At 58.3% G+C, this 15,151-nt stretch carries 12 protein-coding genes, 1 tRNA gene and 2 rRNA genes; 4 read left to right on the top strand and 11 right to left on the bottom strand.

All coding sequences use genetic code 11. From position 1 onward, the window contains the following. Positions 1-39: 39 nt before the first annotated feature. Positions 40-558: a DUF962 domain-containing protein gene (locus tag BMS17_RS26955; protein ID WP_046031354.1), complete on the top strand. Its 519-nt coding sequence runs from the start codon at positions 40-42 to the stop codon at positions 556-558. Positions 559-662: 104 nt separating this feature from the next. On the opposite strand, the gene BMS17_RS26950 is transcribed toward BMS17_RS26955, so the two are convergent. From BMS17_RS26950 to dibA, 6 genes are all read right to left on the bottom strand, one after another. Beyond that, on the bottom strand, positions 663-1,652 hold the full coding sequence (locus BMS17_RS26950; RefSeq protein ID WP_046031355.1) for a sulfate/molybdate ABC transporter ATP-binding protein: 990 nt from the start codon (positions 1,650-1,652) through the stop codon (positions 663-665). Positions 1,653-1,655: 3 nt separating this feature from the next. Next, positions 1,656-2,528: a sulfate ABC transporter permease subunit CysW gene (cysW, locus tag BMS17_RS26945; protein WP_046031356.1), complete on the bottom strand. Its 873-nt coding sequence runs from the start codon at positions 2,526-2,528 to the stop codon at positions 1,656-1,658. A gap of 13 nt (positions 2,529-2,541) precedes the next feature. Then, the gene (gene cysT / locus BMS17_RS26940; protein ID WP_033058556.1) at positions 2,542-3,360 is read right to left on the bottom strand and encodes a sulfate ABC transporter permease subunit CysT; all 819 of its coding nucleotides are present in this window, start codon (positions 3,358-3,360) and stop codon (positions 2,542-2,544) included. Between the two features lie 69 nt (positions 3,361-3,429). Further along, positions 3,430-4,443, bottom strand: coding sequence for a sulfate ABC transporter substrate-binding protein (locus BMS17_RS26935; protein WP_077432231.1), 1,014 nt, complete (start codon positions 4,441-4,443; stop codon positions 3,430-3,432). A gap of 69 nt (positions 4,444-4,512) precedes the next feature. Next, on the bottom strand, positions 4,513-4,692 hold the full coding sequence (gene oscA / locus BMS17_RS26930; RefSeq protein ID WP_046031358.1) for a sulfur starvation response protein OscA: 180 nt from the start codon (positions 4,690-4,692) through the stop codon (positions 4,513-4,515). Positions 4,693-4,968: 276 nt separating this feature from the next. Continuing rightward, positions 4,969-6,888, bottom strand: coding sequence for a phosphodiesterase DibA (gene dibA / locus BMS17_RS26925; RefSeq protein WP_077432230.1), 1,920 nt, complete (start codon positions 6,886-6,888; stop codon positions 4,969-4,971). A 147-nt stretch (positions 6,889-7,035) separates the two neighbouring features. Here dibA and desA point away from each other — a divergent pair, with 147 nt between their 5' ends. Then, a complete protein-coding gene (desA, locus tag BMS17_RS26920) occupies positions 7,036-8,220 on the top strand; it encodes a delta-9 fatty acid desaturase DesA (RefSeq protein ID WP_046031360.1) in 1,185 nt (394 codons plus the stop codon). Positions 8,221-8,368: 148 nt separating this feature from the next. Beyond that, positions 8,369-9,358: a sensor domain-containing diguanylate cyclase gene (locus BMS17_RS26915; protein WP_077432229.1), complete on the top strand. Its 990-nt coding sequence runs from the start codon at positions 8,369-8,371 to the stop codon at positions 9,356-9,358. Between the two features lie 32 nt (positions 9,359-9,390). Here the strand turns inward: BMS17_RS26915 and BMS17_RS26910 are convergent, their stop codons facing one another. From BMS17_RS26910 to gabD, 3 genes are all read right to left on the bottom strand, one after another. Beyond that, positions 9,391-10,605: a response regulator gene (locus BMS17_RS26910; protein ID WP_077432228.1), complete on the bottom strand. Its 1,215-nt coding sequence runs from the start codon at positions 10,603-10,605 to the stop codon at positions 9,391-9,393. Between the two features lie 138 nt (positions 10,606-10,743). Then, positions 10,744-12,021, bottom strand: a complete 1,278-nt coding sequence (gene gabT, locus BMS17_RS26905) for a 4-aminobutyrate--2-oxoglutarate transaminase (protein ID WP_046031363.1) — start codon at positions 12,019-12,021, stop codon at positions 10,744-10,746. A gap of 183 nt (positions 12,022-12,204) precedes the next feature. Beyond that, on the bottom strand, positions 12,205-13,647 hold the full coding sequence (gene gabD, locus BMS17_RS26900) for an NADP-dependent succinate-semialdehyde dehydrogenase (RefSeq protein ID WP_046031364.1): 1,443 nt from the start codon (positions 13,645-13,647) through the stop codon (positions 12,205-12,207). A 347-nt stretch (positions 13,648-13,994) separates the two neighbouring features. Here gabD and BMS17_RS26895 point away from each other — a divergent pair. After that, positions 13,995-14,071 (top strand) — tRNA-Arg (locus tag BMS17_RS26895). A 406-nt stretch (positions 14,072-14,477) separates the two neighbouring features. On the opposite strand, the gene rrf is transcribed toward BMS17_RS26895, so the two are convergent. Both rrf and BMS17_RS26885 read right to left on the bottom strand, forming a co-directional pair. Beyond that, positions 14,478-14,593 (bottom strand): 5S ribosomal RNA (gene rrf, locus BMS17_RS26890). A 151-nt stretch (positions 14,594-14,744) separates the two neighbouring features. Next, a 23S ribosomal RNA gene (locus BMS17_RS26885) occupies positions 14,745-15,151 on the bottom strand; the annotation flags it as partial.

Genomic DNA, 15,151 nt, shown 5'->3' with positions numbered 1-15,151 from the left:
GCCCCGGGGCATGATCGATCACCTTACAGGAGAACAATAATGAAAAGCCTCGTCGACCACCTCAGTCAATACGCCGCCTACCACCGAGACCCGCGCAACATTGCCAGCCACTTTATCGGTATTCCGCTGATCGTGGTGGCAGTCGCAGTGCTGCTGTCGCGGCCGCAATGGGCCGGTGGCTGGCTTTCACCCGCGGTGCTGGTATCGCTGGCGTCGGCGTGGTTTTACCTGCGCCTGGAGTTGCGCCTCGGGGTGTTGATGACTGTGTTGCTGGCACTGTCCGTTTGGGCGGGGCAAACGCTGGCGCAGCAAAGCACGCTGGTCTGGCTGGTGAGCGGCATCGGCATGTTTGTGATCGGCTGGGCGATTCAGTTTGTCGGCCATCACTATGAAGGGCGTAAACCGGCGTTTGTCGACGACGTGACCGGGTTGATTGTCGGGCCGTTGTTTGTGGTGGCGGAACTGGCGTTTTTGCTGGGGCTGCGGCATGACCTCAAAGAGCAGATCGAGGCGCGGGCCGGGGGTGTACGAATCAATCCGAATCGCGCTGCGGCCTAAGGCGCCATCGCGAGCAAGCTCGCTCCCACATTGGATCTATGGCGTACATAGAACTCCTGTGGGAGCGAGCTTGCTCCGGGCGGCGCTCCGACGATGCTTTTGCTTTAGAGGTTGGCGAGTTTTTGCCAGACCTTGGGCTTGAAGAACAGCGTCTCGCCCTTCGCCAACCCGGTCAGGCTGTCATGGTCTTTCACCACTTCAGCTTCAATCAGTTCGACCTGGCCTTCGACCTTCAACGTCACCCGAGTCGTCGCGCCCAACGGACGAATGTCGCGCACTTCAGCCGCGTGGTGATCTTCCAGCTCATGACGTGACAGCGACACCTCGTGAGGACGGAACAGCACGTGATGGTCCTCCCCCAGATGCAGCCGGTTCGAGTCGCCGAGGAAGTGATAGACGAAATCGCTGGCCGGGTTTTCGTAGACGTCGCCCGGTGAGCCGATCTGCTCGATCACCCCTTTGTTCATCACTACGATGCGGTCGGCCACTTCCATCGCTTCTTCCTGGTCGTGGGTCACGAAAACGGAGGTCAGGTTGATGTCCTCGTGCAGACGCGCGAGCCAGCGGCGCAGCTCTTTGCGGACCTTGGCGTCGAGAGCACCGAACGGTTCGTCGAGCAGCAGGACTTTCGGTTCCACCGCCAGGGCGCGGGCCAGGGCGATGCGTTGGCGCTGGCCACCGGAGAGCTGTTCCGGATAACGATCCGACAGCCAATCCAGTTGCACCATGTTCAGCAATTCGTGGACTTTCACCGCGATCTGGCTTTCGCTCGGGCGCTGGTTTTTCGGCTTCATGCGCAAGCCGAATGCGACGTTGTCGAACACCGTCATGTGGCGGAACAAGGCGTAGTGCTGGAACACAAAACCGACGTTGCGATCACGCACGTCATGGCCGGACACGTCTTCACCGTGGAACACGATGTTGCCCTGATCCGGGGTTTCCAGCCCGGCGATGATCCGCAGCAACGTGGTCTTGCCGCAGCCGGACGGGCCGAGCAGCGCTACGAGTTCGCCGCTCTGAATGTCCAGGCTGATGTTGTCCAGCGCCTTGAACGCGTTGAAATTCTTGCTGACGTTACGCACTTCGATCGACATGAATTATTCCTCCGCGGCGCTGGCGCGCAGGCGGTTAATACGGTTTTCGCTCCACTGCTTGAGCAGCAGGATGAAGAGCGCCAGGATCAGCAACAGGCTCGCCACGGCGAACGCGGCCACGTGGTTGTATTCGTTGTAGAGGATCTCGACGTGCAACGGCAAGGTGTTGGTCACCCCGCGAATGTGCCCGGAAACCACCGACACCGCACCGAACTCACCCATCGCCCGCGCGGTACACAGCACCACGCCGTAGATCAGGCCCCATTTGATATTGGGAACGGTGACGTGCCAGAACATCTGCCAGCCATTGGCGCCCAGCAGGCGCGCGGCCTCTTCCTCTTGCGTGCCCTGTTCCTGCATCAGCGGGATCAGCTCACGCGCCACGAACGGCACGGTGACGAAAATCGTCGCCAGCACGATGCCCGGCAAGGCGAAGACGATCTGGATATCGTGATCCTGCAGCCACGGCCCGAACAGGCCCTGGGCGCCGAACATCAGCACGTAGACCAGGCCGGCAATCACCGGCGATACCGAGAACGGCAAGTCGATCAACGTGACCAGCATGCTCTTGCCGCGGAACGAGTACTTGCTCACGCACCATGCGGCGCTGACACCGAACACCAGGTTCAGCGGCACGGAAATCAACACGGCGATCACCGTGAGTTTCAGCGCCGACAGCGCGTCCGGTTCAAAAATCGCGGTGAAGAACGCACCGAGGCCAAGCTTCAGGCCCTGGGACACCACGATGAACAGCGGTAACAGCAGAAACAGCGCAAAAATCAGCCAGCCAAGACCGATCAGGATTCTTCGCGAGGTGGCACTGCCACGGCGCGCAGCGTTGGCCGAAGAGGCGGCAGCAATGGATGATTGGGACATGGTTCGCGCCTCCTTATGGGGTTTCGATGCGACGTTGCAGCAGGTTGATCAGCAGCAACAGGACGAAAGAAACCACCAGCATCAGTACACCAATGGACGTGGCGCCGGTGTAATCGTACTGGTCGAGCTTGACCATGATCAGCAGCGGCAGGATCTCGGTCTTCATCGGCATGTTGCCGGCGATGAAAATCACCGAGCCGTACTCGCCGACCCCGCGGGCAAAGGCCAAAGCGAAACCGGTCAGCCACGCAGGCAACAACGCGGGCACCAGGATATGGCGGAAAACCTGCAACGGTTTTGCACCGAGGCACGCCGCCGCTTCTTCCACTTCACGGGGAATATCGGCCAATACCGGCTGTACGGTACGTACTACGAATGGAAGTGTCACAAAAGTGAGGGCAAGGGTGATGCCCAGGGGGGTGTACGCGATCTTGAAACCCAGATCCGCCGCAAACTGACCCACCAAACCGGTGGGGGTGTACAACGCAGTCAGTGCGATACCGGCCACCGCAGTCGGCAAAGCGAAGGGCAAGTCGATCATTGCGTCGATGACTTTGCGCCCCGGGAAGGTATAGCGCACCAGTACCCAGGCGAGCAGCGTGCCGATGATGCCGTTGATGATCGCCGCATAGAGCGCGGTGCCGAAGCTCAGCTTCAACGCCGCCAGCACTCGCGGTGCAGAGATAATTGCCCAGAACTGGTCCCAGGTGAGTTGGGCAGCGTGGACGAACATCGCCGCCAGTGGAATGAGCACAATCAGGCTGAGGTACACCAAGGTGTAACCCAGCGTCAGCCCGAAGCCGGGTATGACGGGGGAGATACGACGCGACATAAAAGTCCTTGGTTGAGAACGCGCAAAGCCCCAACGGTTAAATCGGGGCTCGTTGATGGCTATTTAAGACTACTGCGCCTGGTAAATCTGGTCGAACACGCCACCATCGTTGAAGAACTTCGGTTGTGCGGTTTTCCAGCCGCCGAAGTCTTTGTCGATGGATACCAGCTCCAGGGTCGGGAACTGCTTGGCGTATTTGGCGGCCACGTCTTTGTCACGAGGACGATAGAAGTTTTTCGCCGCGATTTCCTGGCCTGCCGGGCTGTACAGATGCTTGAGGTACGCCTCGGCGATCTGCTCGTTACCCTTTTTCTCGGCGTTCTTGTCGACCACGGCCACTGGCGGCTCGGCGAGGATCGACAGCGAAGGCACGACGATCTCGAACTTGTCGGCACCACCGTCTTCCTTCAGGGCCAGGAACGCTTCATTTTCCCAGGCCAGCAACACGTCGCCCTGACCGTTGTTGACGAAGGTGATGGTCGAGCCACGAGCACCGGTATCCAGCACCGGAACGTGCTTGAACAGGGTCTGGATGTAATCTTTGGCTTTACCTTCGTCACCGCCATTGGCTTTCAGGCCATAAGCCCACGCCGCGAGGAAGTTCCAGCGTGCACCGCCGGAGGTTTTCGGGTTCGGGGTGATGACCGATACGTCATTCTTGACCAGGTCGCCCCAGTCCTTGATGCCCTTCGGGTTGCCCTTGCGCACCAGGAACACAATGGTCGAGGTGTACGGCGTGCTCGCTTCCGGCAGACGCTTCTGCCAGTCGGCCGGCAGGGTCTTGCCGAGTTTGGCAATTTCGTCGATGTCACCGGCCAAGGCCAGGGTCACGACGTCAGCGCGCAGACCGTCAATGACAGCGCGCCCCTGTTTGCCCGAACCACCGTGGGATTGCTGGATCTTCACATTGTCGCCTGCGTGATCCTGCTGCCAGAACTTGATGAACTCGGCGTTGTAGTCCTGGTACAGCTCACGCGTCGGGTCGTACGACACGTTCAGCAGTTCGTAATCCTTGGCGACCGCGGAACCCGCAAAAAGGGCACTGGCCAGGGCGGCCAAAGCAAAATGACGAATCGACGACATGGTGAAAGCTCCTGGAATTCTGATTGTGTTGGCTTTTTTATGGAGTGCTGGAAGCGGGTCGCCGATTTCTCAGCTCGGCTTGCTCGGGTTCTGCAAACGGAATTTCTCTTTGCGTTCGATCTGGACGACCTGGGCGTTGTGCACGGTGATCTCCACCGCCCCAAAGCGCAGATCGCGCAACGCGCTCTGGATCTCACGCAAAATGGTTGCTTCGTCTTGGCCATCAACACTACGTAGGGATGCGCTCATGGTGCTGCTCCTTCAACTGAGAGGTTGCCTGGCAGTGGCGGCACTGCTTGCGGCGTGAGACCAATAGTAGAGAGGCGCGGTTATTCTTAAAAAGACTATTTAAGAATGTTTATATAACCAGAAAATATTATTTGGCGGGACGGGGGGTTACGGCGTGTTGATCGTTTCCATGCTCTGCGCAGGAATGCATTCGATGACGCTCTGCGTCATGGTTTTGCGGCAACGCGGAGCGTCCCGGGCGGCATTCCCACGCAGAGCGTAGGAACGATCGCGGGCTTATCGAATAACCGGCGCACACATCCAATCCAGTTGCTCAGCCGGCACCGGGCGCCCAAACCAGTAGCCTTGCCCCAGATCGCAGTCATGCTCCAGCAGGAAACCGGCCTGCTCAAGCTGCTCGATCCCCTCGGCATGCACCTGCATTCCCATGCTCTGCGCCAAGGCAATGATCACCCGCACAATGGCCACGTCATCCTCATCCCAGGGCAAACCTGCAACAAATCCCTGGTCGATCTTGAGCTTCTGCACTGGCAATCGCTTGAGGCGCAGCAGCGACGAATAGCCAGTGCCGAAATCGTCGATGGCCAACCGCACGCCCAACTCACGCAGGCGATGCATCTGCTCCAGCGCCTCCTCCGGATCATCCATCACTGCGCTTTCAGTGACTTCCAGTTCCAGATACTTCGGGTCAAGGCCCGTCGCATCAAGCACCCGAGCCACCTGCTGATACAGCTCACGCCGGGCAAACAGTCGCGATGAAACATTCACCGCGACAAACGACAACGCCACACCCGCCGCTTGCCACTGGCACATTTGCTCACAGGCTTGCCTCAAGACCCAGGCATCGATCTCGGCAATCAGCCCGATACGCTCGGCGACGGGGATAAATTCTGCCGGCGACACAAGCCCGCGCTGCGGATGTTCCCAACGCACCAACGCTTCCACCCCTATCAGACGGCTGGTCTTGAGGTCATGCACGGGTTGGTAATGGACGCGCAACTCCTGCTGCTGCAGGGCGCGCCGCAATTCAAACGCTATTTCCACGCGCTGCTGGGCATGGGCCGTCAATTCTTCGGTGTAAAGCGCGTAACCATCGCGCCCTGCACTCTTGGCCTTGAACAGCGCTGAGTCGGCGTTGCGCAACATTTGCTCGGCACCCAAGGCATCACCGGGAAACTGACTGATGCCGACACTGGTGTTGATAAAAAGTCGATGCCCGTCGATATAGAAGGGCTCGCGCAGACCATCGATGACCCGCTGAGCCAACGTCGCCGCCTGCGCCACTTGCGGACAGTTTTCGGCGAGCACCGCAAACTCGTCACCGCCCAGGCGCGCCAGCGTGATTCCCGGGCCGAACAGGGCTTTCAAGTGCTCGGCCACGGCTTTTAGCAACTGATCACCCACGGTGTGCCCGAGACTGTCGTTGATCATCTTGAAGTGATCGAGGTCGATCATCAGCAACGCGCAACTCCGTTTGTGGATTTGCGCCGACGCCAGTGCCTGTTCGACACGGTCGGTGAACAACAGCCGATTGGGCAAATCGGTCAGCGGGTCGTGGTGAGCCAGGTGTTTGAGCTCATGCTCGGAGTTTTTGATCGCACTGATATCGGAAAACACCGCCACGTAATGACTGTGCCGCCCCTGATCGTCATGAATGATGCGGATGGTTTGCCATTGCGGGTAGATTTCACCGCTTTTGCGGCGGTTCCAGATTTCCCCGCTCCACTCGCCAGTGCTGTGGAGGGCTGCAAACATCGACCGGTAAAACGACGGTGGATGATGGCCCGATTTGAACAGACTGGGTTGTTGGCCCAGCACTTCATTCTGCTGATAACCGGTGATCGCCATGAAGGCCCGATTTACATGGACAATCCGTCCGTTTCTATCGGTGACCAGAACACCCTCACGCGTGCAATCGAACACGGCGGCGGCCTGGCGCAAGCGCTCCCGGTCGGCATGCCGCTCGCGCAGTTTGGCGCCGATCCCCAGACACTGGAACAGCCGGGCCCGGGCAACGAAGATCAACCCTGCGCTGAGCACCACCCAGACATAGCCGTTGATCAGTTGCCATCGCAATAACTCAGCAGAGCTATCGAAGAAACTGTTCAATAAATAGCCGCTGAACGCCATCCAGGCGACTGAAATCAACAGATAAAGCAGCGCTGTACGCAGGGCATCGCGATAGGTGGCAGACATTGGGCCGTCCATGTCCCTACAGTAGGGTTGGAATTATAGGTTGAAGACACATCCAGCCACTCTTATCTGAAAGGGCGACTGGTTTTATCCGTGGGCTTAGTGATAATGCAACGGCTGTTTTTTTCTTTATCGAGGGCCCTATAGCCTATGTGGTACGAAGGTTTTCTCGGCTTGTCGCCTTGGTCTCTGGTCGCAGTCACTCTGTTGATGACCCACGTCACGATTGTTGGCGTTACGGTCTATTTGCATCGTTATTCAGCCCATCGCTCGCTTGAGCTCAATGCCGGCCTGAAACATTTCTTCCGCTTCTGGTTGTGGCTGACCACTGCACAGAACACCCGCGAGTGGACGGCCATCCACCGCAAGCACCACGCCAAATGCGAAACCGTCGATGACCCGCACAGCCCGGTCATCAAGGGGCTTTCCACCGTTCTGCGCAAAGGTGCCGAGCTGTACCGCGCCGAAGCGGAAAACCCCGAGACCCTGCGCATCTACGGCAAGAACTGCCCCGAGGACTGGATCGAACGCAACCTCTACAGCCGTTATCCGCTGTTGGGTGTGGCGATCATGGGCGTCATCGACTTGCTGCTGTTCGGCACCATCGGCATCACCATCTGGGCCATCCAGATGATGTGGATCCCGGTGTGGGCCGCCGGTGTGGTCAACGGCCTTGGTCATGCCATCGGCTACCGCAACTTCGAATGCCGCGATGCGGCGACCAACCTGGTGCCTTGGGGCATCCTGATCGGCGGCGAAGAACTGCATAACAATCATCACACCTACCCTAACTCGGCAAAATTGTCAGTGAAGAAGTGGGAGTTCGACCTTGGTTGGGCCTGGATCCAGGTCTTCAGTTTCTTTCGTCTGGCCAAAGTCCAGCGTGTTGCACCGATCGCCCACCGGGTTGAAGGTAAAGGCAACCTGGACATGGACACCGCCATGGCGATCCTCAATAACCGCTTCCAGATCATGGCCCAGTACCGCAAATTGGTTATCGCGCCACTGGTCAAGCAAGAGCTGGAAAAGGTTGATCACTCGGTCCGCCATCAATTCCACCGCGCCAAGCGCCTGCTTTCGCGGGAAACCAGCTTGCTGGACGAAAAACACCACGTTCGCATCCAGACCATGCTCGAGCACAGCCAGGCGCTGAAGGTAATTTACGAGAAACGCCTGGCCTTGCAGCAGATCTGGGTCAAGACCAGCTCAAATGGTCATGACATGCTCGCTGCCATCAAGGACTGGGTGCATGAAGCCGAGGCCAGCGGCATTCAATCGCTGCGCGACTTTGCCGACCAGTTGAAAACCTATTCCCTGCGCCCTTCCGCTGCCTGATGCCGTTGATCGGTGCGCCCCCGCTCGCGGGCGCACCCTTCGGAACTTAGCTCTAAATCCCCTATCTCAAAGACACTTCGCCCCCCGGCGAGCTTCGCTGTAGCCGCTTTCGAACCTGGAGCGGCGCAGTACTTTGAGATTTGTCTCGATGGTCCATAAAAACCCGCACGACTCATCCTTTGCGCAATCGCCAGACACGGCTCAAACCCTGATGGCGCTGATGCATGCCCAAAGCGAAGTGGCGCGACTGAGCGAGCGCGAACAGCTGTTCAGCTCGCTGCTGGTGAGCGTCAATGCGGTGCTCTGGGCATTCAATTGGGAAACCCGTCAGGTGCTCTATGTCAGCCCGGCCTATGAGCGGATTTTCGGCCGCAGCGCCGGGAAATTGTTGTCCGACTGTAACGAATGGCGCGACAGCATTTACCCCGACGATCTGGACTATGCGCAGCAAAGCCTGGCCGAAGTACTGGTCAAAGGCGCCGTTGAAGATCGCGAATACCGCATCATCGATGCTGACGGACAGGTTCGCTGGCTCAGCGACAAATGCTTCATCAACCGCCAGGCCGAACCCGGGCAACCGGTCATCATCGTGGGCATTGCCGAAGACATCACCGAAAAAAAGCGGATGGACGCCGAGCTGCAACGTTTGGCCACCACCGACGTGCTGACGCAAAGCAGTAACCGCCGGCACTTCTTCGAATGCGCGCAACGAGAGTTTGCACTCGCACGCAAGCAAGGGACGCCGCTGGCGTTCCTGTTGCTGGACATCGATGATTTCAAAGTAGTCAACGACACATACGGTCATCCGAAAGGTGACACGGTGCTGCAACAGATCGCCGAAAGCGGGCGCGGGGCATTGCGCCGTGGGGATGTGTTCGGGCGAATTGGTGGCGAAGAATTCGCGGCGGTGTTCCCCGGCTGCGCGCCCGACACGGCCATGCAAGTGGCCGAACGTCTGCAACGGCAGATTCAACAATTGAGCTTCAGTCATGGCGACCAGACGTTCGGCATCACCGTCAGCCAGGGCTTGACCAGCCTCACCGAAGCCGACGAAAGCCTCGACAGCCTGTTCTCTCGGGCGGATGCGGCGATGTATGAAGCCAAGCGACAAGGCAAAAACCGGATTGTTTCCAGCTAGCAGGCCAATCACCAACCCCCTTAGTGTATGCCTTACTTTTTGCGCAAACGCATCAGCTCCGGCAAGCCAATCTTGAGCAACCGCGCCGTGCGGCTCCTGGCTAGCGCCTCAATGCCCTCGTGCTCCGTCAGACGCGCCAATTGCGCCGCCATGTTCATCACTAGCGCTTCGCGAGAGTAAACCCCGCCACCGAGCTGATAGACCGCCGCAATCAGTTCTCGCAACTCCAGCGGCAGCCGCCAGCGAGTGCGCAGTGCCGAACCGTAGGCTGCACCGAACTCGGCGAGCGCATCACCCACCTCTTCCCACTCATCCAACTCACCCCCGGCCTGCTTCCATTCCTGCAAACACTTGAGCAATGCCAGGTCGCCAAGTCGATGCAACAAACCTGCGCAATAACAACGCTCTTGATCCAGATCCAGCAAGCGCGCCAGCGTCCGGGCGTATTCGGCGGTATGCAGCGACAGCTCCCAATAGCGCTCGGCATAATCCGCCAGGAACGGATCGCTCAGTCGGGCACTGCGCTTGAGGGTCAGCCCCAGAATGAGGTTCATGCTTTGCCCCGTCCCCAATCGGTGCAACGCTTGAGACAGGGTTTGAACCGCTGCCCCCAGATGATGGCCTGCGCTATTGGCGGCGGCGATCAATACCGCGGTGATCTGAGGGTCGGTACGGATTTCAGCTTCGAGTCGGGTCAGGTCCAGTCGCTGGGGGGTGAGGCTGCGCTTGACCGCCACTTGTACGTCAGTCATCAACGGTGCGCCATCCGCCAGCTCCCGACGACGCTCCAGGTACACCGACAACGTCATGCCTTGTGCCAGCACCGGTATCGCGCAGGACACTTCCTCACCGACATTCAGCAGCAACTCCTCCAGGCGGTGGGTCAGGTTTTCCATGTCCAGGGGTTTGGTCAAGTAAGCGGTGGGCGCCAGGGGCAAGGCTTCATGCACACTCGCGCTGTCATTGCGGCTGCTCATCAGAATGAAGGGCAGCAATGGATTGCGCTTGCGCTGGCGCACATTGCGCAACACATTCAGGCCATCGACGCCGGGTAACTCCCAGTCGACGATGACCAGGTCATACGGCACGTCCGCCAGCAGTTCCAACGCCTGCTGACCATCGGCGCACAGGTCCAGCCGCGCGTCGCAGCGCACATTCAGCAACACCTGTTTGAGCAAATCGAGAGACCAAGGGTCAGCCTCGGCAATCAACACTCTCGGTACGGCGGGCAAATCAACGGCACTCATGCAATACGCTCCCTCGCAATGCATGAACCTTAGTCAACACTGACGGCCCGATACATAACAAATGCACTCAATGTGTTTCAAGAGGCGTAAAAAAACCCGCCTAAGCGGGTTTTTTGTCGATCAGGTCACACAAGGTGATTACAGCTCGGAGAAGCACTCTTCGATGATCGCCAGACCTTTGTCCAGTTGCTCGTCCGGCGAAGTCAGCGGTACCAGGACGCGCAGAACGTTGCCGTAGGTGCCGCAGGACAGCAGGATCAGGCCCTTGTCGCGAGCCTTGGCCACAACCGACGCTACCGCAGCAGCATTTGGCTTGTGGCTGTCGCCGTTTTCAAACAGCTCAACAGCGATCATTGCACCCAGGGCGCGGACTTCACCGATAACCGGGTACTTGGCCTGGATGGCTTTCAAGCCAGTGACCAGACGCTCGCCGACAGCCTTGCAGCGGTCCAGCAGGTGTTCTTCTTCGAACACTTCCATCACGGCCAGGGCCGCAGCGCAAGCGATCGGGCTACCGGCGTAGGTGCCACCCAGGCCGCCTGGAGCGATGGCGTCCATGTATTCGGCCTTGCCGCATACACCCGCCAGCGGGAAGCCGCCTGCGATGGATTTGGCGAACGTGGTCAGGTCGGCAGCAACGCCCATCTGTTCCATGGCGAAGAAGGTGCCGGTACGGCCAGCGCCAGTCTGTACTTCGTCAGCGATCAGCAGGATGCCGTGCTGGTCGCACAGGGCACGCAGACGCTTCATGAATTCTTTAGGCGCAACGTAGAAACCACCTTCGCCCTGCACTGGCTCGATGATGATTGCAGCGATGTCACGCGGTTCAGCATCGTTCTTGAAAATGCGTTCGATGCTGGCGATCGAATCGTCGATGCTCACACCGTGCAGTTCGTTCGGGTACAGGGCGCGGAACACGCCGCCTGGCATCAGGCCCATGCCGGCGGAGTAAGGCACGACTTTACCGGTCAGGCCCAGGGTCATCATGGTGCGACCGTGGTAAGCGCCGGTGAAGGCGATCACGCCGGCACGGCCAGTGGCGGCACGGGCGATTTTCACGGCGTTTTCTACGGCTTCGGAACCCGTGGTCACCAGCAGGGTTTTCTTGTCGAAATCACCTGGAACCTTGGCGTTGATTTTTTCGCACACTTCTACGTACGGCTCGTAGGCCAGAACCTGGAAGCAAGTGTGGGTCAGCTTGTTCAGCTGCTCGGTTACGGCGGCGATGATTTTCGGGTGCACGTGACCGGTGTTCAACACAGCGATACCGCCGGCGAAGTCGATGAACTCACGACCTTCGACGTCGGTCACGGTAGCGTTCTTCGCGGACTCGGCGAAGATCGGGTGAATCTGGCCTACACCACGTGGAACAGCAGCGGTACGGCGGGCCATCAAAGAAGCGTTAGTCTTGCTCATACAGTCCTCATTCACCGCTCATCGGGCGGCGTGGTTCAAGGATTAAGTGGCGGGGAGCAACGGCAACAGCATGCGATGATCGACTGTCACTACGTTCCCGGCCACCGAGAATAATGCGATTTGAAACGCACAAAGGGTCAGCGCTCTCGTGCCCTTTGTGCTTGAAGCAATGCCTTGCCGGGCTTAGATGCCCAGGCAGAGGTATTTGATTTCCAGGTAATCTTCGATGCCGTACTTGGAGCCTTCACGGCCCAGGCCCGAGGCCTTGATGCCACCGAACGGCGCGACTTCGTTGGAGATCAACCCGGTGTTGACGCCGACCATGCCGTATTCCAGGGCTTCAGCCACACGGAACACACGGCCCAGGTCGCGAGCATAGAAGTACGAAGCCAGACCGAACTCGGTGTCGTTGGACATCGCGATCACTTCGGCTTCGTCTTTGAAGCGGAACAGCGGTGCCAATGGACCGAAGGTTTCTTCTTTGGCCACTGCAGCGTTTTTCGGCACGTTGGTCAGGATGGTCGGCTCGAAGAAGTTGCCTTCCATGACCTTGCCACCCGCCAGAACGGTTGCGCCTTTGCTGATTGCGTCAGCAATGTGCTCTTGTACCTTGGCCACGGCTTTTTCATCGATCAGCGGGCCAGTGGTGGTGCCGTCTTCCAGACCGTTGCCGATCTTGAGTTTGGCCACGGCCACTTTCAGCTTCTCGGCGAATGCGTCGTAGACCGAGTCCTGGATGTACAGACGGTTGGCGCAGACGCAGGTCTGGCCGTTGTTGCGGTATTTGGAAATGATCGCGCCTTCGACGGCCTTATCCAGGTCCGCGTCGTCAAACACGATGAACGGCGCGTTGCCGCCCAGTTCCAGGGACACTTTCTTGATGTCCTTGGCGCATTCAGCCATCAGCTGACGACCGATTTCGGTCGAGCCGGTGAAGGACAGTTTGCGTACGATCGGGTTGCTGGTCAGCTCGCTACCGATGTCGCCGGCGCTGCCGGAAACAACGCTGAACACACCGGCTGGAATGCCGGCACGCTGAGCCAGTTCAGCCAGAGCGAATGCGGAGAACGGGGTTTGCGAAGCAGGCTTGAGCACCATGGTGCAACCGGCAGCCAGTGCTGGGCCGGCTTTACGGGTGATCATCGCGGCCGGGAAGTTCCACGGGGTGATGGCAGCGGTCACGCCGATTGGCTGCTTGATCACGATCAGGCGCTTGTCTGGCTGGTGGCCAGGAATCACGTCACCGTAGATGCGCTTGGCTTCTTCAGCGAACCACTCGATAAAGGAAGCAGCGTAAACGATTTCGCCCTTGGCTTCGGCCAATGGCTTGCCCTGCTCGAGGGTCATCAGGCGAGCCAGGTCGTCCTGGTTTTCGATAATCAGCTCGAACCAGCGGCGCAGCTTGTTCGCGCGGTCCTTGGCGGTCAGAGCACGCCAGGCCGGCAGCGCTTTATCAGCGGCTTCGATTGCACGACGGGTCTCGGCAGCACCCATTTTCGGCACAGTGCCCAGAATTTCGCCCGTTGCCGGGTTGTTCACTTTGATCGTCTGACCACTGTCTGCGTCGACCCAAGCGCCATCGATAAAGGCTTGCTGGCGGAACAACTGGGTGTCTTTAAGCTGCATGTCGGCTTTCCTTAACAGCACCGCGGCAGGCGCGGAGCAAATTATGATTGTAGAAAGGCGCCCTTAGGCTGCCGTCAGGGAAATCATTCACTGGGCTGAAGCACATAAATAGCGCACCGATGGATATCGTGCGGTTCAGCACCCAGACAAGAGCGTTTGAAATCTCAAACGAATCCTAGGATCAAAGGGGGTAAAGGACAATAGCCTGTTCGAAAAAAAGAACGAAAACGCCGCATTTGCGTTATTTTTCGGATCAACGTAGCAAACGCACGTTACGCTTTCAAAAACCGCAAGCGATTCAGCAGCATGGACGCCCGCTACACATATGAGTATCATGGCGCCCGCTTGCACCAGTAGCTCAGCTGGATAGAGTACTGCCCTCCGAAGGCAGGGGTCGTGGGTTCGAATCCCGCCTGGTGCACCATACGTTGAAACGAGAAAGCCTCAGTCCTTAGGGTCTGGGGCTTTTTTGTGGGTGATGGTCTGCTATTCCTAATCCCTGGGCATCTTGGGCGGCGCATGCCTGAGGCATGTGATCATGCCCTGAAGCACAGGCAAATCAGCCTGCCAGGCCTACCGGGCGGCCTGTAAGCTCCCCAGAAGCGTTATGGCCAGGTCTTCGGCGAATCAGGCTCTTCGTTCGTCGCCCAATAACACGGCACGCTAAGGCGCGCTCAAGCGGCGTTTTGGACTAGCGCAAGCTATTCGTAAAGCCTTGATCGAGCATGAGGCCTGAGTCTTCATGCTTGAAGCAGATCACCTGGGTACGAACTTTTCTGCAGACAAAACAAAACCCCAACTGCTTTCGCAATTGGGGTTTCGGAATTTAATCTTGACGATGACCTACTCTCACATGGGGAAACCCCACACTACCATCGGCGATGCATCGTTTCACTGCTGAGTTCGGGATGGGATCAGGTGGTTCCAATGCTCTATGGTCGTCAAGAAATTCGGGTACCGAATCGTGGCCAGTCGGCCGCGCTTCAGCAAATTGGGTATGCGATAGTTGGGTGTTTTGTGAGTATCTCGAACTTTCGGTTCGTTTCGTCTTCACACACCGCAATCTGGCCTTTCGACGCAAATTGCTTGGGTGTTATATGGTCAAGCCTCACGGGCAATTAGTATTGGTTAGCTCAACGCCTCACAGCGCTTACACACCCAACCTATCAACGTCGTAGTCTTCGACGGCCCTTCAGGGGACTCAAGGTCCCAGTGAGATCTCATCTTGAGGCTAGTTTCCCGCTTAGATGCTTTCAGCGGTTATCTATTCCGAACATAGCTACCCGGCAATGCCACTGGCGTGACAACCGGAACACCAGAGGTTCGTCCACTCCGGTCCTCTCGTACTAGGAGCAGCCCCTCTCAAATCTCAAACGTCCACGGCAGATAGGGACCGAACTGTCTCACGACGTTCTAAACCCAGCTCGCGTACCACTTTAAATGGCGAACAGCCATACCCTTGGGACCGGCTTCAGCCCCAGGATGTGATGAGCCGACATCGAGG

Origin of the sequence: Pseudomonas sp. C9 (genome assembly GCF_002000165.1) — a bacterium.
GTDB lineage: Bacteria > Pseudomonadota > Gammaproteobacteria > Pseudomonadales > Pseudomonadaceae > Aquipseudomonas.
The sequence above is the reverse complement of the archived record's forward strand: the minus strand, read 5'-3'. Positions and strand labels throughout refer to the sequence as shown.